22 protein-coding genes are annotated in these 21849 nt (G+C 72.2%); 14 read left to right on the top strand and 8 right to left on the bottom strand.

Annotation, left to right across the window (positions count from 1 at the left end):
- Positions 1 to 2: 2 nt before the first annotated feature.
- Together ACIPJI_RS30585 and ACIPJI_RS30590 are read right to left on the bottom strand one after the other, a co-directional pair.
- On the bottom strand, positions 3 to 2249 hold the full coding sequence (locus ACIPJI_RS30585; protein WP_402250007.1) for a molybdopterin oxidoreductase family protein: 2247 nt from the start codon (positions 2247 to 2249) through the stop codon (positions 3 to 5).
- A 91-nt stretch (positions 2250 to 2340) separates the two neighbouring features.
- A complete protein-coding gene (locus tag ACIPJI_RS30590; RefSeq protein WP_402250115.1) occupies positions 2341 to 2982 on the bottom strand; it encodes a TetR family transcriptional regulator in 642 nt (213 codons plus the stop codon).
- 94 nt (positions 2983 to 3076) lie between these two features.
- On the opposite strand from ACIPJI_RS30590, the gene hmgA reads away from it, so the two are divergent.
- From hmgA to ACIPJI_RS30605, 3 genes are read left to right on the top strand one after another with little or no spacing between them, the layout of a single operon-like run.
- A complete protein-coding gene (hmgA, locus tag ACIPJI_RS30595; RefSeq protein ID WP_356622898.1) occupies positions 3077 to 4405 on the top strand; it encodes a homogentisate 1,2-dioxygenase in 1329 nt (442 codons plus the stop codon).
- Positions 4406 to 4427: 22 nt separating this feature from the next.
- Positions 4428 to 5180, top strand: coding sequence for a GntR family transcriptional regulator (locus ACIPJI_RS30600; RefSeq protein WP_356622899.1), 753 nt, complete (start codon positions 4428 to 4430; stop codon positions 5178 to 5180).
- Between the two features lie 11 nt (positions 5181 to 5191).
- Positions 5192 to 6403, top strand: a complete 1212-nt coding sequence (locus ACIPJI_RS30605) for a type ISP restriction/modification enzyme (RefSeq protein ID WP_402250009.1) — start codon at positions 5192 to 5194, stop codon at positions 6401 to 6403.
- 99 nt (positions 6404 to 6502) lie between these two features.
- Here ACIPJI_RS30605 and ACIPJI_RS30610 read toward each other — a convergent pair whose 3' ends face one another.
- The gene (locus ACIPJI_RS30610; protein WP_402250010.1) at positions 6503 to 7207 is read right to left on the bottom strand and encodes a TetR/AcrR family transcriptional regulator; all 705 of its coding nucleotides are present in this window, start codon (positions 7205 to 7207) and stop codon (positions 6503 to 6505) included.
- 62 nt (positions 7208 to 7269) lie between these two features.
- Between ACIPJI_RS30610 and ACIPJI_RS30615 the strand changes: the two genes are divergently transcribed.
- From ACIPJI_RS30615 to ACIPJI_RS30625, 3 genes are read left to right on the top strand one after another with little or no spacing between them, the layout of a single operon-like run.
- Positions 7270 to 8214, top strand: coding sequence for an ATP-binding cassette domain-containing protein (locus ACIPJI_RS30615; protein ID WP_402250012.1), 945 nt, complete (start codon positions 7270 to 7272; stop codon positions 8212 to 8214).
- Positions 8211 to 8987, top strand: a complete 777-nt coding sequence (locus tag ACIPJI_RS30620) for an ABC transporter permease (protein ID WP_402250014.1) — start codon at positions 8211 to 8213, stop codon at positions 8985 to 8987. The genes ACIPJI_RS30615 and ACIPJI_RS30620 overlap by 4 nt, the downstream gene beginning before the upstream one ends.
- 59 nt (positions 8988 to 9046) lie before the next feature.
- Complete coding sequence (locus ACIPJI_RS30625; RefSeq protein WP_402250016.1) at positions 9047 to 10255, top strand: CaiB/BaiF CoA transferase family protein; 1209 nt, start codon at positions 9047 to 9049, stop codon at positions 10253 to 10255.
- Between the two features lie 61 nt (positions 10256 to 10316).
- On the opposite strand, the gene ACIPJI_RS30630 is transcribed toward ACIPJI_RS30625, so the two are convergent.
- Positions 10317 to 10580: a hypothetical protein gene (locus ACIPJI_RS30630; RefSeq protein ID WP_159693460.1), complete on the bottom strand. Its 264-nt coding sequence runs from the start codon at positions 10578 to 10580 to the stop codon at positions 10317 to 10319.
- Positions 10581 to 10864: 284 nt separating this feature from the next.
- Here ACIPJI_RS30630 and ACIPJI_RS30635 point away from each other — a divergent pair, with 284 nt between their 5' ends.
- Complete coding sequence (locus tag ACIPJI_RS30635) at positions 10865 to 11875, top strand: serine/threonine-protein kinase (RefSeq protein WP_402250019.1); 1011 nt, start codon at positions 10865 to 10867, stop codon at positions 11873 to 11875.
- 94 nt (positions 11876 to 11969) lie between these two features.
- Here the strand turns inward: ACIPJI_RS30635 and ACIPJI_RS30640 are convergent, their stop codons facing one another.
- Complete coding sequence (locus ACIPJI_RS30640; protein ID WP_402250021.1) at positions 11970 to 12779, bottom strand: SGNH/GDSL hydrolase family protein; 810 nt, start codon at positions 12777 to 12779, stop codon at positions 11970 to 11972.
- Positions 12780 to 13271: 492 nt separating this feature from the next.
- Here ACIPJI_RS30640 and ACIPJI_RS30645 point away from each other — a divergent pair, with 492 nt between their 5' ends.
- From ACIPJI_RS30645 to ACIPJI_RS30660, 4 genes are all read left to right on the top strand, one after another.
- Positions 13272 to 14105 (top strand): glycosyltransferase family 2 protein, encoded by an 834-nt coding sequence (locus ACIPJI_RS30645; protein WP_356622911.1) that lies wholly within the window; start codon positions 13272 to 13274, stop codon positions 14103 to 14105.
- Complete coding sequence (locus ACIPJI_RS30650) at positions 14102 to 15115, top strand: glycosyltransferase family 2 protein (RefSeq protein WP_402250023.1); 1014 nt, start codon at positions 14102 to 14104, stop codon at positions 15113 to 15115. The genes ACIPJI_RS30645 and ACIPJI_RS30650 overlap by 4 nt, the downstream gene beginning before the upstream one ends.
- Positions 15116 to 15135: 20 nt before the next feature.
- Complete coding sequence (locus ACIPJI_RS30655; RefSeq protein WP_402250117.1) at positions 15136 to 15933, top strand: polysaccharide deacetylase family protein; 798 nt, start codon at positions 15136 to 15138, stop codon at positions 15931 to 15933.
- Positions 15934 to 16002: 69 nt separating this feature from the next.
- On the top strand, positions 16003 to 17097 hold the full coding sequence (locus ACIPJI_RS30660; RefSeq protein WP_356622913.1) for a DUF5925 domain-containing protein: 1095 nt from the start codon (positions 16003 to 16005) through the stop codon (positions 17095 to 17097).
- 155 nt (positions 17098 to 17252) lie between these two features.
- Here ACIPJI_RS30660 and ACIPJI_RS30665 read toward each other — a convergent pair whose 3' ends face one another.
- Both ACIPJI_RS30665 and ACIPJI_RS30670 read right to left on the bottom strand, forming a co-directional pair.
- The gene (locus tag ACIPJI_RS30665; RefSeq protein ID WP_402250025.1) at positions 17253 to 17900 is read right to left on the bottom strand and encodes an FMN-binding negative transcriptional regulator; all 648 of its coding nucleotides are present in this window, start codon (positions 17898 to 17900) and stop codon (positions 17253 to 17255) included.
- A gap of 42 nt (positions 17901 to 17942) precedes the next feature.
- Positions 17943 to 18779, bottom strand: a complete 837-nt coding sequence (locus tag ACIPJI_RS30670; protein ID WP_402250026.1) for an EamA family transporter — start codon at positions 18777 to 18779, stop codon at positions 17943 to 17945.
- 122 nt (positions 18780 to 18901) lie between these two features.
- Between ACIPJI_RS30670 and ACIPJI_RS30675 the strand changes: the two genes are divergently transcribed.
- Entirely contained in the window at positions 18902 to 19486 is a 585-nt protein-coding gene (locus ACIPJI_RS30675; protein WP_356622918.1) for an XRE family transcriptional regulator, read from the top strand.
- 379 nt (positions 19487 to 19865) lie between these two features.
- On the opposite strand, the gene ACIPJI_RS30680 is transcribed toward ACIPJI_RS30675, so the two are convergent.
- Positions 19866 to 20246 (bottom strand): GntR family transcriptional regulator, encoded by a 381-nt coding sequence (locus tag ACIPJI_RS30680; RefSeq protein WP_307705603.1) that lies wholly within the window; start codon positions 20244 to 20246, stop codon positions 19866 to 19868.
- Positions 20247 to 20314: 68 nt separating this feature from the next.
- On the opposite strand from ACIPJI_RS30680, the gene ACIPJI_RS30685 reads away from it, so the two are divergent.
- On the top strand, positions 20315 to 21235 hold the full coding sequence (locus ACIPJI_RS30685) for a GNAT family N-acetyltransferase (RefSeq protein ID WP_307705604.1): 921 nt from the start codon (positions 20315 to 20317) through the stop codon (positions 21233 to 21235).
- Complete coding sequence (locus ACIPJI_RS30690) at positions 21216 to 21704, top strand: DUF402 domain-containing protein (RefSeq protein ID WP_402250028.1); 489 nt, start codon at positions 21216 to 21218, stop codon at positions 21702 to 21704. The genes ACIPJI_RS30685 and ACIPJI_RS30690 overlap by 20 nt, the downstream gene beginning before the upstream one ends.
- The last annotated feature ends 145 nt before the right edge of the window (positions 21705 to 21849 follow it).

Below are 21849 nucleotides of genomic sequence, written 5' to 3' on the forward strand. Positions count from 1 at the left end.
GGTCATCGGCTTGGCGCTACATCCACCGGGATGGCGTTGAGCACCGCGGTGCCCGACAGGGGATCCAGCCGGGAGCCGTCGAGCAGCTGGTTGACGTTGACTCCCGGACGGTCGGCGGCCACCGACATGCGGATGCCGGGACGGTCGTGGCCCCAGCCGTGCGGAAGGCTGACGACACCGGGGCGCACCGAGTCGGTGATCTCGACGGGGGCCGCCACGACGCCTCCGTCGCCGCTGACGCTCACCGTCGCTCCGTCCTCGAGTCCGAGCCTGGCCGCGTCGTCGGGGTGCATGTGCAGGGTGCACCGGTTGGAACCGCCGTTCAGCGCGGGCACGTTGTGCAGCCAGCTGTTGTTGGACCGCAGATGGCGGCGGCCGACCAGCACGAGGCCCTCCGGCCGGGCCGCGAGGGCGGTGCGCAACCTCGGCAGGTCGTCCGCGATGGGGCCGGGCAGCAGCTCGACGCGTCCGCTGCGGGTCCGCAGGATCTGCGGGACGCGGGGCCGAAGGGGGCCGAGGTCGACGCCGTGCGGCGCCTCCAGCAGCATGTCGAGGGTCAGGTCGTACGGACCGAGGCGCAGCATCATGTCGAGACGTCGCTCGGCGCCGGTGCGTCCGGTGAGTTGGGCGGCGACGTCTTCCGCCGCCCGGCCGTGCACCGGGGAAGCGGGGTCGGCGACCGCCTTTGCGAGGGTGCTGTTGATGACCATGTCGTCGACGGCGGAAGGTTCTGCGCCGTGCATGCCGGAGACGGCGAGGATCAGGCGCGCGTGGATCTCGCACTCGTCCATCAGCCCCTCCTCGAGCGGTACGGCGGCGGGGCTGAAGCGGGCCTGGTTGCTGACGGCGAGCGCGTTGAAGGCGAAGTCGAAGTGGGGGCTTCGGGAGGGCGGCGGCGGGGGCAGCACCACGTCGGCGTGCCGGGAGGTCTCGTTGAGGTAGGGGTCGACGCTCACCATCAGGCCGAGGCCGGCCAGGGCCCGGTCGAGGCGGTCCCCGTCGGGGGCGGAGAGCACCGGGTTGGCCGCGATCACGATCAGGGCACGGATCTGTCCTTGGCCCGGGGTCTCGATCTCCTCCGCGAGGGCGGCGATGGGCAGTTCGCCCTTGGCCTCCGGGTGCCCGCTCACCCGGCTGCTCCAGCGGCCGAGGGAGAACCCCTTGCCGGGGGCGGCCGGGCGCGGGGCGCGTTCGGTGGCGGACAGCGGGAAGAGGGCGCCGCCGGGCCTGTCGAGGTTGCCGGTCAGCACGTTGAGGACGTCGACGAGCCAGCTGGCGAGGGTGCCGTGTTCGACGGTGCAGCTGCCGATGCGCCCGTAGACGGCCGCGGTGGGCGCGCCCGCGAGCTCGCGGGCCATCGTCCGGATCTCCTCGGCGTCCATGTCGCAGGCATCCGCCACGGCCTCCGGCGTGAAGTCCTTGACGGCGGCCTCCACTTCGGCCACCCCCTCGACATGGCCGGCGAGCGCGCCGAGGTCGGTGAGCCCTTCCTCGAACAGCACCTGGGTGAGGGCGGCGAGCAGCAGAGCGTCGGTGCCGGGCCGGATCGCGACGTGCCGGTCGGCGAGCTGGGCGGTGCGGGTGCGGCGTGGGTCGACGACGGTCAGGGTCCCGCCGCGGCGGCGGAGTGCCTTGAGCTTGCCGGGGAAGTCGGGCGCGGTGCACAGGCTGCCGTTGGACTCCAGCGGGTTGGCGCCGAGCAGCAGCAGGTGGTCGGTGCGGTCCAGGTCGGGCACGGGGATCGCCGTGGCGCTGCCGAAGAGCAGTCCGCTGGAGACGTGCTTGGGCATCTGGTCCAGCGTCGAGGCGGAGTAGACGTTGCGGGTGCCCAGCGCGGAGAGCAGGACGGGCGGATAGAGGCCGCCGGCCATGGTGTGGACGTTCGGGTTGCCGAGGACGACTCCGACGGCGTTCGGTCCGTGCTGCTCGATCAGCGGCCTGATCCGGGCGGCGATCAGGTCGAAGGCCTCCTGCCAGGTGGCGTCGCGGAGTTCGCCGTTCTCCCGGATCAGGGGCGTGCGCAGCCGGTCCGGGTCGGCGTCGAGCTCGCCGAAGGAGGCGCCCTTCGGGCAGATGAAACCACGGCTGAAGATGTCGTCGCGGTCGCCGCGGGCGCGGGTGACGCGGCTGCCCTCGATGGTGAGGGTGAGCCCGCAGGTGGCTTCGCACAGCGGGCAGACCCGCAGTGCGGTGCGGGCGGGCTCCCCCGGGGCGGCGGTTGCGGATACGGCTTGAGCGGTGCGGGACACGGGTCCTCCCCGGACGGGCGTGGGCGGCGACGGCGGTGGCATGGACGCCGAAGCGAGCATACCGACCGGTATGCATGTGCGGGAGGGGCTTTCACGCCCGGTTTTCACGCGGCGCGGGGGTGTGAAGGACCTGGGAGAGATAGGCGCGGAGCAACCGCCTGGTCTCGGCGATGATCGCCTCGTCACCCCCGGCCCTCGACCGGAACGCCAGCTGCAGCAGCGCGTCCGCCGCCTCCACGCACACCAGTACCGCCCTGTGCAGCTCCGTGTCGGGCTCACGCCCCAGATACGAGGCCAGCAGCTCGCCGAGCCGGTCGGCGACCTCGTGGTGCACGCCGTCCACCGGCGCGCCGACCGGCAGCTGTGCGCCGAAGTCGACGAGGGCGAAGCCGGGGCAGGTGCGCTTCATCGCCAGGTACTCGTCGAGCATCACATCGATCGCGGCGCCCCAGTCCTCGCCGGAGGGTGCGGCGAGCCGCCGGGAGACGCGGTCGGCGTAGGCGTCGAGATTACGGTGGCCGAGCGCGACGACCAGGGCCCGCTTGTTGCCGAAGAAGCGGTAGACGGACCCGATGGGCACTTGCGCCCGCACCGCCACCGCCCGGGTCGACAGCTGCTCGTAGCCGCTCTCGTCCAGCAGCGCGGCGCACGCGTCGAGGATCCGGGCGAGCCGGTCGGCGCTTCGCCGCTGGACCGGACGGCGGCGCAGTGGTGGCTGGGACACGCGGCCCATCATGCCGGTCCGTTGCCGTTGACGGGGCGGAGGTGCAATCCTACGGTTGTCCATAGGAATGGATTGAGGAATCCTTCAGCACCAGGAGCGGGCGATGAGTGGCACCGGACAGGCGCGGAAGATTGTCGAAGGGCTGACGGAGGCGTCGTTCTCCCCCGGCTTCGGCAACGAGCACAGCTCGGAGGCGGAGCCCGGCGCACTTCCGCACGGGCGCAACTCCCCTCAGCGCGCCCCCCTCGGCCTCTACGCGGAACAGCTCAGCGGCTCGGCCTTCACCGAGCCCCGCGCGCACAACCGCCGCTCGTGGCTGTACCGCATCCGCCCCTCGGCCGCGCACCCTCCCTTCGTCCGCGTCGACAACGGACACATCCGTACCGCCCCCTTCACCGAGACCGTGCCCGACCCGAACCGGCTGCGCTGGAACCCGCTGCCCGCGCCGGCCCCCGGCACCGACTGGCTGGCCGGGCTGTGGACGCTCGGCGGCAACGGCGACGTGACGCAGCGCACCGGCATGGCCGTGCACCTCTACCACGCCGATACGTCCATGACGGACCGGGTGTTCAGCAACGCGGACGGCGAGCTGCTGATCGTCCCCGAGAGCGGCGGGCTGCTGCTGGTGACCGAGTTCGGGCTGCTGCCCGCCCGGCCCGGGGAGGTCGCCCTCGTCCCCCGCGGGGTCCGCTTCCGGGTCGAGCTTCTGGACGCCACCGCCCGCGGCTACGTCTGCGAGAACTACGGGCAGCCCTTCGAGCTCCCCGAGCTCGGCCCGATCGGCGCCAACGGCCTGGCCAACGCCCGCGACTTCCTGGCCCCCGTCGCCGCCTACGAGGACGTCGAGCAGCCGGTCGAGGTGGTCAACAAGTTCTGCGGGAACCTGTGGGCGGCGACCTACGACCACTCCCCCCTCGACGTGGTCGCCTGGCACGGCACCCATGTCCCGTACGTCTACGACCTGCACCGCTTCAACGTCATCGGGACGATCTCGTACGACCACCCCGACCCGTCGATCTTCACGGTGCTGACCTCGCCCTCCGACACCCCGGGTCTCGCCGGCGTCGACTTCGTGGTCTTCGCACCGCGGTGGCTGGTCGGCGAGGACACCTTCCGCCCGCCGTACTTCCACCGCAACGTGATGAGCGAGTACATGGGCCTGATCGAGGGCGCGTACGACGCCAAGGCCGAAGGCTTCGTCCCCGGCGGCGGCTCGCTGCACAACATGATGTCGGCGCACGGCCCCGACCGTGAGACCTTCGACCGGGCGAGCGCGGCCGAGCTGAAGCCGCAGAAGATCGACGACGGGCTTGCCTTCATGTTCGAGACCCGCTGGCCGGTGACCGCGACCGCCCAGGCGGCGAACGCCGACCATCTGCAGATGGGGTACGACGACGTGTGGCAGGGTCTTCAGCGCCACTTCAGGTCGTAGTTCGTCGTAGTACGGAGATGCCGTGACCTCCTTCGCCCCCGACTCGCTGGTCCTGAACCGCAAGCTGCCGCTGTGGTACCAGGTCTCGCAGTCCCTGCGCGCCTCGATACTGGGCCGAACGCCCGAGGCGTCGCTGCGGCTGCCCACAGAGGAACAGCTCGCCCAGCACTACGGCGTGAGCGTCCTGACCATGCGTCAGGCGCTCAAGGAGCTGGAGGAGGAGGGCCTGATCAGCCGGCACCGGCGGCGCGGCACCTTCATCGAACCGGGGGCACGCCGGGGCGCGCCCCGCCGGCTGCTGGGTTCGATCGACGCGATCGTCGCCCAGCAGTCCGGCGAACACACCACGGTCCTCGGCCACGGCCCGGAGCCGGTGCCGGTCGAACTCGCCGAGCACTTCCCCGGGGCCGCCGAGGTCGTGGTGTACCGGAGGCTGCGCTGCGACGGCGACAGCGGCGAGCCCACCAACTGGGCGGAGAACGCCCTGCATCCCGACGTCGCCGCCGGACTGGACATCGCCGACCTGGAACGCTGGCCGATGACCAAGGTGCTGCGGGACGCCCTCGGGGTCCGCATCAGCCGGATCACCGACACGGTGGAGGCCAGGCTCGCCGACCCGCGGACCGCGGAACTGCTGCGGGTGCCGCTGCTGAGCCCGATCCTGCACTACACCGGTGTGACCTACGACGACACCGGCCGGGTCGTGGACGTGGCCCGCATCCGCTACCGCGGGGACAGGTTCTCCTTCTCGGTCACCGTGGATGCCGCGGACTGAGCCTGACTAGCATGCGGACGGTGACTGCTCTCACCGAGGACGTGCCGCTGCTCGACGACCTCATGCCCTGGTCCGTGGCCCCGCTGCGGCTGGGCAGGGACTGGGTGATGGCGCCGGACGCCGCGTCCCTGCGAGCCCGCTGGGACGCCCTCGTACGGGCCGGGGACGGCACCCGGGAGACGCTGTTCCGGGTCTCCAGGGCCCGGGGGACGCACGGCACGGTGGCGCAGCTGCCGGGCCAGTCGACCGGTACGGGACGCCTGGCGCGCGAGACCGGCCGCTGCCCTGAGCCCGTACGGGTGCTGCACGGTGCCTTCGACGAACAGTGGCTGATCCCCGACCACCGGCTGATCGATGTCGCCCGCCCCGAGTTGTGGCGGGTACGGGACGAGCGGCAGTTGTTCGTCGTCGAGCAGGGACACGTGCCGAAGGCCGCCGGCCCCGCTCTCGTGGTCACCGCCCTGCTGCCGGACGGCCGTTCGCCCGCCGGGCGCCCAGGCCGTGTCCGGCCCCTGTACCGGCGGCCCGGCGGACACGAACCCAACATCACGCCCGGCCTCACCGGTCTGCTGGCCGAGCGGTACGGGCAGCCCGTGGACGCCGAGGACCTGGCCGCCTGGACGGTCGCGGCCGCGGCGCCCTCCCCCGCCGGATGCGTGGTGCCCCTGACGGCGGACGCCGGCGTCTGGTCCGCCGGGGTGGCACTCGGCCACGAGATGATCCGCGTCATGCTGCGCGGGGCGCGCGGCGGCGACCGCCCCCGGCTGCCCGGCGGCCGCCGGCCCTACGTCCGCGCCGGGCTGCCGGCCCGGCCGGACTCGATCGCCTACGCCCCCGAGGACGAGGCCCTGCTCCTCGGCGGCACCGGCCGTATCTCCCCCGTCCCGCGGACGGCGTGGGACTTCGAGGTGGGCGGGGTCCGGGTGCTCGAGCTCTGGTTCGACCGGCGCACGGCGACAGGCGAGGCGGGCACGCTGGAGGCACTGCGCCCGCCGGCCTGGCCGCAGGAGTGGACCTCCGAGCTGCTGGAGCTGGTCACGGTCCTGGCACTGTTGGCGGAACTGGCACCGCGACGGGCGGCGCTGACGTCGGCCGGCCCCCGGATCTCCGCGGCGGAGCTCCGCACGGCGGGGGTCCTGCCCCCACCGCCGGCGACCCGCCGCCCGGCGTCGGTCCTCGACCACCAGGAAGAGGGACCGGAGGGCCAGTTCGCCCTCCTGTGACGGGCCCGTCCGCCGGGGGCTGAAGTTGCCCAATTCGGCACAGCGGGAAAGGGCGGGTAGGGGAAGGCGCCCGCGCAGGGACACGCACCCGCAGCACCCTCAGGCGAACGCGTCGATCACCCGCCTCAGCACCCGCTCGAACGTCTCCTCCGCGTCCCCCGGCTCCGCCGCCTCCCCCAGCGCCGCCGCCAGCCGCGGATAGTTCCCGCCCGCCACTTGCCCCGCGAGATACGCGCGCCGCGCCGCCTGTTCCTGCTCCGGCGACCATGGGAGGGACCTGGCGCGTTCGGCCATCGCGAGTTCGTTCGCGACCGTCGTCATCACCGTGCCGTTGACCATCGCGATCAGCTCGAACTTCGTGCCGTACGGCGCGTCCAGGCTCTCCAGCGCGCTCAGGCACCACTCGAGGTAGCGCAGCACATTGGGGCTGAAGCCGTACAGCGGTGACATCACCCGGGCGAGCCATGGATGGCGGAGCATCACGGCCCGCGTCTGATGTGCGAGGGCGAGCATTTCCGCGCGCCAGTCGTCCGACGGCTCCCCGAGCTCGTACTCCCCGCTGACCGCGTCGACCATCAGCTCGTACAGGTCTTCCTTGCGGGGCACGTAGTTGTACAGCGACATCGTGCCGCAGCCCAGCAGTGCGGCGACCTTGCGCATGGAGAGGGCGTCGACGCCCTCCTCGTCCGCGATGCGCACGGCGGCCGCCGCGATGTCACTCCGGCTGTATGCCGGTTTCGGACCTCTGCCCGTGCGCTCGGGGCGCGCCCAGATCACTTCCGGTTCGGCCGCTCGGCCCGCCATGGATCATCACCTCCCTCACATCCTAGTTACGTACAGCGTACGTAGTGAGGTACGGTCGACTCATGACAACTACGTACGCTGTACTTAGTGAGGGTCTGGACAAGCGGTTCGGCGACGTCCACGCCCTCCGCGGCCTCGATCTCGCCGTCGCCCGGGGCACGGTCTGCGCGGTGCTCGGCCCCAACGGCGCCGGGAAGACGACCGCCGTACGGATCCTGACCACACTGACCAGGCCCGACGCCGGCAGCGCCACGGTCGCCGGGCACGACCTGCGGCGTGATCCCGCCGCCGTACGCCGCCGCATCGGCGTCGTCGGGCAGTACGCGTCGGTGGACGGCGACCTGACGGGCGCGGAGAACCTGCGACTGTTCGCCAGGCTGCTGCGCGCACCCCGCGCCCGGGCCGCCGAACTGCTGGAGCGGTTCGGGCTGACGGAGGCCGCCGACCGGCCCGCCCGTACCTACTCGGGCGGCATGCGCCGCCGCCTCGACCTGGCGGCCGGCCTGATCACGCGCCCCGAGGTGCTGTTCCTGGACGAGCCGACCACCGGTCTCGACCCGCACAGCCGGAACGAGATCTGGGACGCGGTGCGGCAACTGACCGAAGAGGGCACGACCGTGCTGCTGACCACCCAGTACCTCGAGGAGGCCGACCGGCTCGCCGACGACGTCGTACTGATCGACGGCGGCCGCGCCACCCACAACGGCACCCCCGCCGAACTCAAGGCGCTCATCGGCAACTACGCGGAGGTGGTCGTCCTCGACAAGGCAGCGCTGCCGGCCGCGGCGGCCGTCCTCGATCAGCTGACCGGCTCCGAGCCGGTCCTCGACGCGGAGCGCCGGTCCGCCGGGGCCGTCACCACCGACTCGACGCTCACCCTGCCCCGCCTCGTGCGGGAGCTCGACGCGGCAGGGGTCGCGATCCTGGACGCCGGGCTGCGCCCGCCCACCCTCGACGAGGTGTTCCTGCGCCTCACCGGCCGACCGGCGATGGAGCCGGCCGCATGAGCACAATCGTCCTCGACAGCACGGCCGTCCTCGGCCGCCACCTGCTGCGCATGAAGCACGCCCCCGCCATCCCGGTCATGACACAGACGATGCCGATCGTCTTCCTGCTCTTCTTCGGTTACGTCTTCGGCAGCGCGATGGCCATGCCGGGCGTGGACTACCGGGCCTTCCTGGTCCCCGGCATGCTCGTGGCGACCGCCGCGAACGGCATCATGACCGGGATGTTCACCGCCGCCCAGGACTCGCACCGCGGCGTCATGGACCGCTTCCGCTCGCTGCCCATGAGCCGCGGCGCGGTCCCGCTCGGCCAGGCGGCCGCGGATCTCGTGGCCGCGGCGGCCGGCCTGGTGCCGCTGCTGCTCGTCGGCCTCGCGATGGGCTGGCGGATCGAGGGCAGCGCCCTCGATGCCCTGGGCGGGTTCGGGATTCTGCTGCTCTTCCGCTTCGCCTCGACCTGGGCCGGCATCCTCCTCGGCCTCGCCTCGCGCAGCGAGGAGGCGGCGGGGCAGCTGGGCGGCGCGACCTTCATGCTGCCGCTCCTGTCGAACGCGTACCTGCCGACCGACGGGCTGCCGGGCGCACTTCGTACGGTCGCCGAGTGGAACCCCGTCTCCGCGGTCACCGCCGCGGTGCGGGACCTCTTCGGCAACGCGGCCCCGTCGGCGGACGCGGCCTGGCCGGTGGCCCATCCGGTCGCCGGAGCGGTGTGCTGGTCACTGGCGCTGCTGGCGGTCTGCGTGCCGCTCGCGGTGCGGCGCTACACGCGATCCTGACCTCGCCCGCGCCTGGTGGTGGTGACAAAGGTGCCACCTACACGATATGCACGGCTGTCATGAGCCCACAGCCGCCGCCCCTGCCCCTCCCTCTCGACGGCATCACCGTCGTCGCCGTCGAGCAAGCCGTCTCCGCCCCCTTCGCGACCCGCCAGCTCGCCGACCTCGGCGCCCGGGTGATCAAGGTCGAGCGGCCGGACGGCGGGGACTTCGCCCGCGGTTACGACACCGCAGCCCGCGGTCTGGCCTCGCACTTCGTGTGGTGCAACCGGGGCAAGGAGTCCATCGCGGTGGATCTGAAGGATCCGCGTGGCCTCGACATCGTGCACCGGCTGGTCGCCGGCGCCGACGTGTTCGTACAGAACCTCGCGCAGGGCGCGGCGGCCCGGCTCGGACTGGACGCCGCCGCGCTGTGCGAGGCGCATCCGAGGCTGGTCGCCGTCGACATCTCCGGCTACGGCTCCGGCGGCCCGTACGCGCACAAGCGTGCCTACGACATGCTCGTGCAGTGCGAGGCGGGGCTGGTGTCGGTGACCGGGACGGCGGAGGAGCCGGTGAAGGCGGGCGTTCCGGCGGCCGACATCGCCGCGGCCATGTACGCGTTCTCCGGCGTGCTCGCCGCCCTGTTGCGCAGGGGGACGACCGGCCGCGGCGGCGTCGTCGAGATCTCCATGCTGGAGGCGCTCGCCGAGTGGATGGGGCATCCGCTGCACCACGGGATGCACGGGGGCGAGTCGCCCGCCCGTACGGGGCTCGCGCATGCCGTCATCTCCCCGTACGACGCCTATCCGACCGCCGACGGCGGTCAGGTGCTGCTGTCCGTGCAGAACGACCGCGAGTGGCGGCGGCTCGCCGAACAGGTCCTGGGCCGGCCGGAACTGGCCCTCGACCCCGACTTCGCGACCAACAGGTCACGCACGGCGAACCGTGAGCGGACGGACGCGGCCGTGGCCAAGGCCCTGGCAGGGCTGGACACGGCGGACGCGGTGGCACGGCTGGAGGCGGCGGGGATCGCCTGCGCACGGCTGAACAGCATGGCGGACGTCGCCGCCCATCCGCAGCTCGCGGCACGGGACCGGTGGCGCGAGGTCGCCTCACCGGCGGGGCCGTTGAAGGCGATGCTGCCCCCGATCACGCTGCCGGGCGGGGAGCCGGCTCGGATGGGGGCGATTCCCGGTCTGGGTGAGCACACGGACGCGCTGCTGCGGGGCCTGGGGATGACGGATGAGGCGGCAGCGCTGCTGCGCCGGGACGGTGTGGTCGCCTGAGCGGGGTGGGCGCGGTCGTCCCGACGCGTGGGAGCCGTGGGTGGTACGGCCGGGTGTCGGGTCAGCCGCGGCTGCCGAACAGTGAACGACGGAGCCTGCGCAGCGGCGCGAAGAGCGACACTCGCGCGCTCTTGCTCCTGCGGCTGCGCGTCACGTCGCGCGAGGTCAGTTCACGCATCAGCAGCGTCGCCTCTGCCGCCTCGACCTGCGGGACGGCCGGCCCGCCGAGCACCGAGAGGTGCCGGTCGAGACGCGAACTCGTCGCACCGCTCCCGCATGTGATGGCAGGCACGCGCGGCCTGCTGCGCACTGTTATCTGTTCCATGTCACTCCCCACCCGTACGAGGCACCCGGCCCGGGCAGGTTAACCCTATCTCCCCTGCGGGACACCCGTGTATCCCGCCCGCATGATTCACCACACCCGTACGCGGGTTGACAACTACTCTCCGAATGCGGCTGATTCCAGGGCGAGTTGGACAGCATGCGTGCGACTTCCGGTCTTCCTTCGTACTGATGACCAATCAACGACTCTTGAAACGCCAGGAGTTGAGTTAGCTTGAAGTGATTTCCACCGGCTTGCGGCTCCGGGTCGCGGACAGGGGGCTCACCATGAGCGAGGTGCCCGGAACGCCGGGAGCGGTTCGGCTTGTCGCCGGCCGCTACCACCTGCTGAGCCCGCTGGACGAGGACGCAACGGGAGTCGTGTGGCTGGCCCGCGACGATGTCCTCGACCGCCAGGTCGCGGTCAGAGAGGTCAAGCCGCCGGCCTCGCTCGGAGCCGGCGACGTCCGGGATCTGTACGAGCACCTGGAGAACGCGGCCCGCGCCGCCGGCCGGGTCTCGCACCGCAATGTGGTCGCCGTCCATGACGTGGCGGCGGAGGACGGCCGGCCGTGGATCGTGATGGAACTGGTGCGCGGGCTGTCGCTCTCCGACGTTCTCGACGCGGAAGGACCGCTGTCGCCGCGCCGCGCCGCCCACGTCGGGGCGGAGGTGCTGGCGGCCCTGCGGGCGGCGCACGCCGCGGGTGTGCTGCACCTGGACGTGCAGCCGTCCAACGTGCTGATCGCCAACGACGGCCGGGTGATGGTCACCGGCTTCGGCGCGCTGACGGCCCGCGACTCCCCCGGGTTCGGCGCCCCGGAGGTACTGGCGGGCCGCGCCCCTGGCCCCGAGTCGGACCTGTGGTCGCTCGGGGCGATGCTGCACGCGGCGACGGAGGGGCGGTCCGCGTTCGGCGCGGACCACGGCCGCGGCGAGCAGGCGGAGGCGGGCAGGACGGACACCCTGGCCGCGGTCGTCACGGAACTGCTGCACCGCAATCCGGCGGAGCGGCTCGACGCCGCGGAGGCCGAGCACCGGTTGCGCCTGGCGAGCGCGGGCGGCGGTGTGCGCACGGACGTGCCGGTGTCGGCGGCCATGTCCTCGGCCGCGCCGGAGACCGGGCCGCGGTCCGCGCCGGAGGCCCCGTCGCCTCCCGGGCGGCCCGCGGCCGTGACTACCGCGGCCGCACCGCAGAGCGACGACTCGAAACGGGCCACGACGGTCCTGGCCGTGGGGGTCGCACTGCTGCTGCTCTTCGTCGTCGCTCTTGTCTGGCTGCTGGTCGGAGGCGGTTGAGAGCGTGGCGCCTGTCTCGGAGGACCACGGCAGGCCCGCGGCGGAAGCCGCGCACCTGCCGTGACCGGGCTGCTGACGGAAGGCCGGGAAGCCGTCAGGCGCTGGAGTCGAACACGGGCAGATAGCCGCCGGACTGGCCGGCCGCGGTCGGGTGGTACGACTCCCCGATGTTCAGCCAGTTGACGCTGTGCAGCCAGGCGGAACCGGAGCAGATCTCATGGCCGGTGAACGTCCCCACGACGCTCGCGAAGCCGTAGCCGTGGTCGGCCGCGCGCTTGGCGATCGCCGCGTTGAGGTGGTCGGCGGCGCCGTTGATGGCGGACCGCTCGTTCTCGCTGAGGCCGGCGAGGCAGCTGCCGCCCAGCTTATAGAAACGGGGATAGCCGAGGACGACGACCCGCGCCGCCGGAGCTTTGGCACTGATCGCCGAGTACACCTGGTCGAGCTTTCCAGGCAGCGTCGAGTCGACGTACGCCTTGGCCTGTGCGATCCGGTTCAGACAGGTGGACTCGGACTGCAGGACGCAGGTGGTCATGACGTCGGCGAAGCCCGCGTCATTGCCGCCGACGGTGAGGGAGACGAGATCGGTGGACGAGTTGAGGGGACCGAGCTGACTCGCCGTGACATCACCCGTACGGGCGCCCGAGCAAGCCGTGAAGGCGAACGACGAGGGTGAGTTCGCGTTGGCCCAGAGCTTGGGGAAGGCCCGGGTGCTGCGCTTGCAGTTGCCGCTCGCGCTGTCGTAGCTGCCTGCTCCCACGCCGGAGGAGTAGGAGTCGCCGAGGGCCACGTAGTCCAGGGACTGGATGGTCGGGTCGGCCTGCGCCTGACCTGCTCCAGTGAGAGCGAGAACGGCGCCGAGGAGGAGTGAGGAGGAGAATGCCGCGGCTCGGGACAGTTTCATGGAACCTCCCTATAGCAGGATCTCTGCCTCAACTTTCGTACCAGGGGACAGAGTTCACCGGAAGTGTCCATGCCAAGAATTGTTACTGACGAGTCAGTGGTGCGGTTGGGACAGCACCGCACCGGACGGCTGATTCACCGTCAAAAAAGATGAAAACCGGCCTCTCTGACACGGTCTTGTCATACAGTCCCAATCATCAATACCGTCGTACATCCACCCGCACCGGTCCATCACGCAAGCGGCTCAGGGGAGGGCAACGGCACCGCGATGGACACCGGACGGGTGTTACGGCAGGGGGGTGCCGTGCCGGTTCCACGCTCGCGTCCATGACGGGCCGTGGACCGCTCGGCCAGTGATGCCGGCTCGACCGACCCAGCACGGAGCGGCACTTCGCCATGGGCCGACGAGCAGAACACCCCCCTTTCGAACCGGACACTCATCCGGACCGCCCTGGGGAGGGCGGTCCACCGGTGGAGAGAGGGAACGAAGGCCATGAGCTCAGTCCTGCACCCGGCAGCCCCGGGACAAGATCCGGTGAACGAACTCGCCCGCCCGTCGGCCAGATACCGGCCCATCTCGTCGCACCTGGCCATCACCCCGCCCGTGAGCGTGGTGATTCCCGCGATGAACGAGGCGGAGAACCTTCCGTACGTCTTCAAGACGCTGCCCGACTGGATCCACGAAGTGGTGCTCGTCGACGGGAACTCCACCGACGGCACCGTGGAGGTGGCCCGCGACCTGTGGCCCGGGGTCAAGGTCGTCCAGCAGCTCGGCAAAGGCAAGGGCGACGCCCTCATCAGTGGATTCGCCGCCTGCACCGGCGACATCATCGTGATGGTCGACGCCGACGGCTCCGCCGACGGACAGGAGATCGTCTCCTATGTCTCCGCCCTGGTCTCCGGCGCCGACTTCGCCAAGGGCTCCCGCTTCGCCAACGGCGGCGGCACGGACGACATGACCCGGGTGCGCAGGCTGGGCAACCGGGCCCTGTGCGCGGTCGTCAACGCCAAGTTCGGCGCCCGCTACACCGACCTGTGCTACGGCTACAACGCCTTCTGGAAGCACTGCCTCGACGAGATCGCCCTGGACTGCACCGGCTTCGAGATCGAGACCCTGATGAACATACGCGTGGTCAAGGCCGGACTGCGGGTCCAGGAGGTCCCGAGCCACGAGTACGTCCGCATCCACGGCGTCAGCAACCTGCGGGCCGTGCGGGACGGACTGCGGGTCCTCAGGGTGATCCTCCAGGAGAAGGGTGTACGGCGTGGCGCGCGCCGCCGGCCCGCGGCCATCGGCGTCACGACCGCCCGGGGAGAGGTGTCTTGAGCCCGGGGGCCGAGGGCCGCGACTTCTCCGTGGTGATCTGCGCGTACACCGAGGACCGCTGGGAGGACATCCTCACGGCGGTCGCCTCGGTCGGACGGCAGACGCTGCCGGCCCTCGAGACGCTGCTCGTCGTCGACCACAACCCGGCGCTGCTCGGGCGGCTACGCGACCGGTACGAAGGGGAACGGGAGGTGCGGGTGCTCGCCAACGCGGGCCCCCGCGGCCTCTCCTCCGGCCGCAACACCGGGATCGCCGCGTCCCTCGGCCACTTCGTCGCCTTCCTCGACGACGACGCCGTGGCCGAACCGGACTGGCTGCGGTACTTCGCCGAGGGCTACGACGACGAGCAAGTCATGGCCGTCGGCGGGCGCACCCTGCCCGCGTGGGCGTCCGGCCGCAGACCCGCCTGGTTCCCGGAGGAGTTCGACTGGGTCGTCGGCTGCACCTACCGGGGCCTGCCGCCCGGGAAGGTCCGAGTCCGCAACGTCCTCGGCGGCAACGCCTCCTTCCGGCGCGCCGCGTTCGACGCCTGCGGCGGCTTCGCCACCGGCATCGGGCGGGACGGCGACCGGCGGCCGCTGGGGTGCGAGGAGACCGAGCTGTGCATCAGGCTCACCCGGGCGCTGCCGGACGCGGTGCTGCTGATCGACGATCGCGCGATCATCCACCACCGGGTCCCCGCCGCGCGTGAGCGGTTCCGCTACTTCGGCAGCCGCAGCTACGCGGAGGGACTGTCCAAGGCGCTCGTCGCCCGCAGCGTCGGGGCGGGCAAAGGACTCGAGTCGGAACGCCGTTACACCACCCGGGTCCTGCCGGCCGGCGTCGCCCGCGGGCTGCGCGACGCCGCCCTCGGCAGGCACGACGGCGCGCGCCGGGCGGGCGCGATCGTCGCGGGAGTCGCGGCGGCCGCGGCCGGGTACGTGGCCGGTGGCATGCGGGCCCGCAGGGGCGTCGCGGCGTTCTCGTCCGGGCCGATCGCGAACACTGCGCCGTCGGAGGCCGCGCGGTGAACGAGCCGGTGCCCGTACTGATGTACCACGCCGTCGGGGAGCGGCCCGCTCCTGCCGCGTACGGCCTCTCGGTCGCGCCCCGGTCCTTCGCACTCCAGATGCGGATGCTGGCGGAACGCGGGTTCACCCCCGTCACCACCGCCGAACTCGGCGACGCCTGGCGTTCGGTCGGACGCCGGCCGCTGCCCGACCGGCCCGTGCTGATCACGTTCGACGACGGCTACGAGGGGGTGCACCGGCACGCCCTCCCCGTCCTCGCCGCACACGGCTTCGCGGCCACCGTGTTCGTCTCCACCGGCTGGCTGCGGGGAAAGCACGACGAAGGCGGCGCGCCGGACACGATGCTCGACTGGGACCAGGTGCGTGAACTGGCCGCGGCGGGGACGGAGATCGGTGGCCACTCCCACACCCACCCCCAGCTGGACCAGCTCGACGGGGAGCGTCTCGTCCACGAGACGGCCCACTGCCGGGACGTCATCGCCCAGGAACTGGGAACCGCGCCCGTCTCGTTCGCCTACCCCTACGGCTACTCCGACCGGCGGGTGCGCGACGCCGTCCGCGCGGCCGGATTCGCGCAGTCCCTCGCCGTCGGCAACACCCTGGCGGGGCGGCGCCAGGGACCGTACGCGCTGCGGCGGCTGACAGTACGGCGCAGCACCGGGCCGGCGGAGTTCGAACGGCTCGTCGAAGGACGCGCCCTCGTCAGGAACTTCGCGAAGGACCGGGCCCTCACCAAGGGCTACGCCGTCGTGCGCCGGGCCCGCCGGGCCGCCGGGCACCTGAACGCGCTCACGCCCTCCGCCCGGGCGCGCCGCTGAACGGGTCCGTGCCGCCGCACCGGGCAAAACACCGTGCGGCGGCCGGGGCCGTGCCGGATCATGGGCGCCATGTCTGCCAACCCTCAGGACGCGCTGCCGATCCGGCTCAACGTCGACGACAGTGACTCACCCTCTGACGTCATCGACGCGCTGTTCCTCGGTCGCTTCGCGACGGGCGAGCAGCCGTACTCGTTCAGCTCCTCGATCGACCGCGTCAAGCCCGGCGCGACGATGCTGCCGTCCGGGGCGACGGTGCTGCGCTCGGCGCGCGACGACGACCGCAGCGCCATGCTCGCCGAGGGCGACGGCTGGACGCTGCTGGTCTCCCGCTGGAACCGCGGCGCGGACGTCACCGTCACCGCGGTCAGCTCCGATCTCGCGGAGAAGACCCTCAAGGAGGCCATCGACGGCGTGGCCGACGAACCGGAGCCGCAGCCGGAGAACGTGACGATGGGCTTCTGGTACGTCTCGCCGCGGCGGGGCCCGCACCGTACGACACGGCAGATCGCGGCCGGCACATGGGAAGAGGTCCGGGCGAACTACACCGCGCCCGTCGCCGACGCGATGGACCGGCTGATGAAGGTGACACCCGACGACATCGCGGGCCGGCTGCTGCTGCTCCACGGACCGCCCGGCACGGGCAAGACGTCCGCGCTGCGGACCCTGGCCCGCTCCTGGCGCGACTGGTGCCAGGTCGACTGCGTCCTGGACCCGGAGCGGCTGTTCAACGACGTCGGCTACCTGATGGACATCGCGATCGGTGAGGACGAGGGCACCTCGAAGGGACGCTGGCGGCTGCTCCTGCTGGAGGACTGCGACGAGCTGATCCGCGGCGAGGCACGGCACACGGCGGGCCAGGCCCTGTCCCGCCTGCTCAACCTGACGGACGGTCTGCTCGGTCAGGGCCGCAACGTCCTGGTGGGCGTCACCACCAACGAGGACCTCGAACGCCTCCACCCGGCGGTCGTCCGCCCCGGGCGCTGCCTGGCCCGCATCGAGGTCGGCCCGCTGACCCGCGAGGAGTCGGTGGCCTGGCTCGGCACGGAGAAGGGCGTGAACCGGGAGGGCGCGACGCTGGCGGAGCTGTACGCGCTCCGCCGCGGGACGACACCGGCGTCGGTCCCCTCCCAGACGCCGGGCCCGGACGCGGGCCTCTACCTCTGACGGTGATGATTCCGTGGCGCGTCACGCCCCGGCGTCGGGCCGACGTCTCAGGTGGTGGTGGCTCGGGGTCGTGCCGCGCTGATGTAGTGCACGGTGGTCTGCTCGGCGTGCGGCGTGGGCAGGTTCCGCAAGTGTGCACGTAGGGGCGTCGATGGTCAGGGCTGCCAGGGGCCGATGCGGTCCAGGCGGCGGCGCTGTTGGCGCGCGGTGGGGGCGTCGAGGCCCTGGCCGCGTTCGGCGAGGCGGTCGGCGACGGCGGTGCGGTGCTCGACGGGCTTGTGGTCGTCGTACTTGAACTTGGCCCGCACGTCTGTGACTTCCAGGCGCAGGCCGCGGATGCCGGGCAGCATCCGTCCGTAGGGCGGCTGGTCGACGGCGACGGGTGCGTGGTCACCGTCGGGCTGGAAGTGGGCGAGCTGGCGGCGGAGCAGCTCGGCCTTGGCCTCGGGGTCGTCGACGATGTGCGCGCGACAGGTGAACTGGACGGCCGTGTAGTAGCTGGTGGGGACGCCGTCGGTGGGCGGGGTACCGGCCTTCGCGCGCCAGGGGCCGGGGATGAAGGCGTAGTCGCCGAAGACGGTGAACAGGACATCAGGGTCGTTCTCGATCGCCTTCCAGACCGGGTTGGGCCGGGCGAGGTGGACCAGGAGGTGGCCGGTCTCGCTGGTGAAGTGGGTGGGGACGGCGACGGGCGGGTGGCCGGGCAGGCCGTTGACGGTGAGCTGTCCGAAGTGGTGGCCTTCGGCGATCCAGGCCTGCCATTCGGCTTCGTCCAGGCCGGCGTCCCAGGGCTGGATGAACATGCTTCTCTCCGTACGTGGTCGGTGCTGGCGGGGGCTGACCGATCAGGTCAGGGCGAGGAGGCTGACGGCGACGGCGGCGGCACCCAGGCCGACGAGCTGGCCGCGGTGGATGCGTTCGGCGAGCACGCTGCGGGCGAGCAGGACGGTGCCGGCCGGGTAGAGGGCGGTGATCACGGCGACGACGGCGAGGTCCCCGCTGCGGGCGGCGAGCAGGAACAGCAGGTTCGCCACCGAGTCCAGCACGCCGGCTGTTGCAGACATGGCGTAGGCGGGCCGCTCGGAGCCCAGCTTGCGGTACATCAGGCCGGCCGCGGCCAGGGTGAGGGCCGAGGCGACCGCCCGGCCGACGATCAACGGCGCCACTCCGCTGTCGGACGGCGCCTGGTGCAGGAAGATCAGCTGAAGGGCGATCGCGGCGCCCGCCCCGAAGGCCAGCAGCAGCGCGGTACGGGAGGGGCGCGCCGACCCGGCGCCGTGTCCGGCGCTGACCAGCACGACCGCCACCAACGCGAGCGGCAGGCCCACCAGTCCGGCCGTCGCCAGGTGCTCGCCCTGCAGCAGGCCCACGCCGACGGGCAGCACGGCGGACACCAGGGCGGTCACGGGCGAGAGCACATTCATCGGGCCGATCGCCAGGGTGCGGTAGAGCAGGGCGAACGCGGCGGCCGAGGCGACGCCGGAAGCGGCGCCCCAGGCGAGGGCGCCGGGGCTGAAGGAGGCACCGAGCACCGGCCACAGCAGCAGCTCGACCACAAGGCTGGCCGGGGCCGCGATCATCACGGTGCGCAGCACATGGGCCTTACGGGCGCCGAGACCACCGAGGAAATCGGCGCATCCGTAGGCGAGGGAGCTGCCCAGGGCCAGCAGCAGAGCGATCACGGTACGTACATCCCTTACTATTTCAACGGAACGACTGAACCGTACAACGGAACGACCGACCCATGTCAACCGATTGACCGTACGGTGCATTCCAGTGACCCGGACCCGAGGATGGTGATCGGATGGCCGAGACGGCCGCAGCCCTGCGGACGCTCGCGCACAACGTCAGGACGGCCCGCAACCGCGCGGGGCTGTCCCTCGACGAACTCAGCCGCCGCGCCCAGGTCAGCAAAGGTGCCCTGGTAGGCCTGGAGAAAGCTCAGGGCAACCCCAACTTCGGCACCCTCGTACGGCTGGCCGACACGCTCGGCGTCTCCGTGTCCGCCCTGATGGAGGGGTCACCCGAAGGACGCGTCCGCGTCGTGACAGCCGACGCCGTCGCGCCGCTGTGGACCGGAGCGCAGGGCAGCGAGGCGAGGCTCATGCTGACGACCTCGGGCCCGGCTCCTGTCGAGGTCTGGCGCTGGCAGCTGGAACCGGGCGAGGAATACCCCAGCCACCCCCATCAGGCCGGGGTCGTGGAAACCGTCAGCGTCACCTCCGGCCGGATGACCCTGGTGGTCGACGGCACCGAGCACATCGTTGAATCCGGCCAGACCGCCACGTTCGACGGCGATGCCCCCCACACCTACCGCGGATCCGGCACCGGAACCTGCCACCTGATCATGACCGTCCACCTTCCGCCGGGCCCCGCGTCGGGAACCTGAGGCGCAAAGTCGGCCCGCCCATGGGCGGGGGCCCGGTCACACATCCGGGCTGGGCCCGGACCCGTACCGCGCTCCAGGCGGTGTTTTCGGGGGCTCTGTTCGGGGGCTCTGCCCCCGCACCCGCGCCTCGAACTCGCCCTACGCCCTGGCGGGCGTGGGAGGGACCCCCAGCGGGGCTGAATCTGCCTCCGCCGGGCGGGCTGGATGCCTCGCAGCGGCATTTCCAGCCCGCCCGGCGTGAGGGCACGGCCGAAGGCCGTACGGGCCCGGGGCTTGCTCCGATCCGGGAAGTGGGTCCCCCCCCACGGCCGCCAGGCCCTAGGGGAAGAGGCGGGGAACAAGCCCGCCGCAGGCGCCGCCCGCGCGCGGCAGGGCCCCGTCACGCCTCCCCGTCGTACGCCACCCGCAGCGCCGCCTGCACCGCCTCCACCGCCGCCGCCCGGCTCAGCCCGAGGCGGCGTGCCTCGGCCGCGTACTGCGTCGCGGCCGCCGCCGCCCGCCGCTCCGCCGCGTCACCCGCCGCCGCGACGAACGTGCCGTTGCGGCCACGCGTCTCGATGACGCCGTCCCCCTCCAGCGCCCGGTACGCCTTCGCCACGGTGTTGGCCGCGAGCCCGAGCTCTTCCGCGAGCCCGCGGACGGTCGGCAGCCGGTGGCCCACGGGCAGCACGCCCGAACGCGCCTGCTCGGAGATCTGCGCGCGCAGTTGCTCGTAGGGCGCGTCGGGCGCGTCGGCGTCGATGGTGATGTTCAAGGTCACCGGCCGATTCTCGCACCGCCCGGAAATTCCCGGGCGATCGTGCCCTTCGGCGCGTACCGTGCCTGCCCATGACTGTGATCGTCCGTGATTTCCGCCCCGAGGACGCCGAAGCCGTGACGCGGGTGCGTCGCGCGTCGCTGCCGTTCGAGGTGATGACACCGGAGTCGGTCCTCTTCGAGGTCGAGAACGCCAACCCGGCGAAGAAGTACCGGCTGTTGGTCGCAGAGAAGGACGGGGAGCTGATCGGCACGGCCCATGTCGGCATCGCGTACGACGCGGCCGAGCCCGGGCAGGCCTTCGTCACCCCGCACGTCCATCCGGACCATCAGGGCCACGGCGCGGGCGGGCTGCTGCTACGCGTCGCGGAGGAGCATCTCGGGGCGGAGGGTGCGACGAAGGTGTACGCGTGGGTGCTGCAGGAGCCGCGGAACCTCGCGTTCGCCGAGAAGCGCGGCTACCGACCGACCCGCCCGGCGCACTTCCAGCGACTCGATCTGGCGAACGGGCCGCTCCCGGAGCCGGCCGCGCTGCCCCCGGGCGTGGAGCTGCGGACCGCCGCCGACTTCGAGGCGGACCCGCGGCCGATGTTCGAGGCGGACGCGGAGGCCACGTCGGACGAACCGAGCGACATCCCCACCGATTTCGACGACTACGAGGACTGGCTGAGCCACACCTGGAACCACCCGCTGCTCGACCGGCGGCTGAGCTCCGTGGTGATGGCCGACGGCGAGGTCGCCGCGTACACGGCCGCCATGACGGACGGCGGCACCCGCTATCTGTCCGGCATGACGGGCACGATGCGCGCCCACCGCGGCAAGGGGTACGCCAAGCTCGCCAAGACCGACTCGCTGCGCCGCGCCCGGGCGGCGGGCTACACCGACGCGTTCACGAGCAACGACGGCGAGAACGGCCCCATGCTCGCGATCAACAAGTGGTTCGGGTACGAGATCTGCGCGTCGGAGGTCCGCCATGTCCGCACCCTCGATTGAGGTACGGCTGATCAAGGCGGGGGCGACGAAGATCCGCTATCCGGCGGACCTGCTCTCCGACGACGGCACACATGTCACGGTCCGGGCCCTGTGGGCGGCTCCCGGGGTGCGTGACTTCGGCTTCGTACGCTTCGAGCCCGGCGATGTGTTCACCGAGCACTACTGGCGGGACCGCTGGTACTCGGTGAAAGAGGTCCGCACGGCCGACGGCGTGCTCAAGGGCTGGTACTGCGACATCACACGGCCCGCCGAGTTCGACGAGGCCGGCGGGCTGAGCGTCGAGGACCTGGACCTCGACCTGTGGGTGTCCGCGGACGGCGAGGAGATCCTCCGGCTGGACGAGGACGAGTTCGAGGAGAGCGGTCTTGGCGACCGCGACCCCAACGCGGCGGCCGAGGCCGTACGAGCCCTCGACGAGCTCGAACAGCGGGCCCGGACAGGCAGCTTCACGCAGTTGCTGGACCGGTGACACGGTGAGGGGCGGGGCCCCGGGGGGGGCCCCCCCCCCCCCCCCCCCGGCCCGCCCGGGCGCGGGGGGGGGGGGCGGGGGCGCGGGGGGCCCGGGGGGGCTGGGGAAGAGCTTGTTAAGCCCCCCCCCCCCCCCCCGCACCCCC

The sequence above is a fragment of the Streptomyces sp. NPDC086835 genome, from assembly GCF_044745705.1.
Classification (GTDB): Bacteria; Actinomycetota; Actinomycetes; order Streptomycetales; family Streptomycetaceae; genus Streptomyces.

What these genes read in the sequence shown, in the direction of transcription:
- hmgA (WP_356622898.1), top strand. Translation starts at nt 3,077, where the DNA reads ATGAGTGGCACCGGACAGGCGCGGAAGATTGTCGAAGGGCTGACGGAG.
- ACIPJI_RS30690 (WP_402250028.1), top strand. Translation starts at nt 21,216, where the DNA reads ATGTCCGCACCCTCGATTGAGGTACGGCTGATCAAGGCGGGGGCGACG.
- ACIPJI_RS30630 (WP_159693460.1), bottom strand. Translation starts at nt 10,580, where the DNA reads ATGGAACAGATAACAGTGCGCAGCAGGCCGCGCGTGCCTGCCATCACA.
- ACIPJI_RS30655 (WP_402250117.1), top strand. Translation starts at nt 15,136, where the DNA reads ATGTACCACGCCGTCGGGGAGCGGCCCGCTCCTGCCGCGTACGGCCTC.
- ACIPJI_RS30620 (WP_402250014.1), top strand. Translation starts at nt 8,211, where the DNA reads ATGAGCACAATCGTCCTCGACAGCACGGCCGTCCTCGGCCGCCACCTG.
- ACIPJI_RS30605 (WP_402250009.1), top strand. Translation starts at nt 5,192, where the DNA reads ATGCGGACGGTGACTGCTCTCACCGAGGACGTGCCGCTGCTCGACGAC.
- ACIPJI_RS30645 (WP_356622911.1), top strand. Translation starts at nt 13,272, where the DNA reads ATGAGCTCAGTCCTGCACCCGGCAGCCCCGGGACAAGATCCGGTGAAC.
- ACIPJI_RS30640 (WP_402250021.1), bottom strand. Translation starts at nt 12,779, where the DNA reads ATGAAACTGTCCCGAGCCGCGGCATTCTCCTCCTCACTCCTCCTCGGC.
- ACIPJI_RS30610 (WP_402250010.1), bottom strand. Translation starts at nt 7,207, where the DNA reads ATGGCGGGCCGAGCGGCCGAACCGGAAGTGATCTGGGCGCGCCCCGAG.
- ACIPJI_RS30665 (WP_402250025.1), bottom strand. Translation starts at nt 17,900, where the DNA reads ATGTTCATCCAGCCCTGGGACGCCGGCCTGGACGAAGCCGAATGGCAG.
- ACIPJI_RS30615 (WP_402250012.1), top strand. Translation starts at nt 7,270, where the DNA reads ATGACAACTACGTACGCTGTACTTAGTGAGGGTCTGGACAAGCGGTTC.
- ACIPJI_RS30675 (WP_356622918.1), top strand. Translation starts at nt 18,902, where the DNA reads ATGGCCGAGACGGCCGCAGCCCTGCGGACGCTCGCGCACAACGTCAGG.
- ACIPJI_RS30685 (WP_307705604.1), top strand. Translation starts at nt 20,315, where the DNA reads ATGACTGTGATCGTCCGTGATTTCCGCCCCGAGGACGCCGAAGCCGTG.
- ACIPJI_RS30590 (WP_402250115.1), bottom strand. Translation starts at nt 2,982, where the DNA reads ATGGGCCGCGTGTCCCAGCCACCACTGCGCCGCCGTCCGGTCCAGCGG.
- ACIPJI_RS30660 (WP_356622913.1), top strand. Translation starts at nt 16,003, where the DNA reads ATGTCTGCCAACCCTCAGGACGCGCTGCCGATCCGGCTCAACGTCGAC.
- ACIPJI_RS30625 (WP_402250016.1), top strand. Translation starts at nt 9,047, where the DNA reads ATGAGCCCACAGCCGCCGCCCCTGCCCCTCCCTCTCGACGGCATCACC.
- ACIPJI_RS30635 (WP_402250019.1), top strand. Translation starts at nt 10,865, where the DNA reads ATGAGCGAGGTGCCCGGAACGCCGGGAGCGGTTCGGCTTGTCGCCGGC.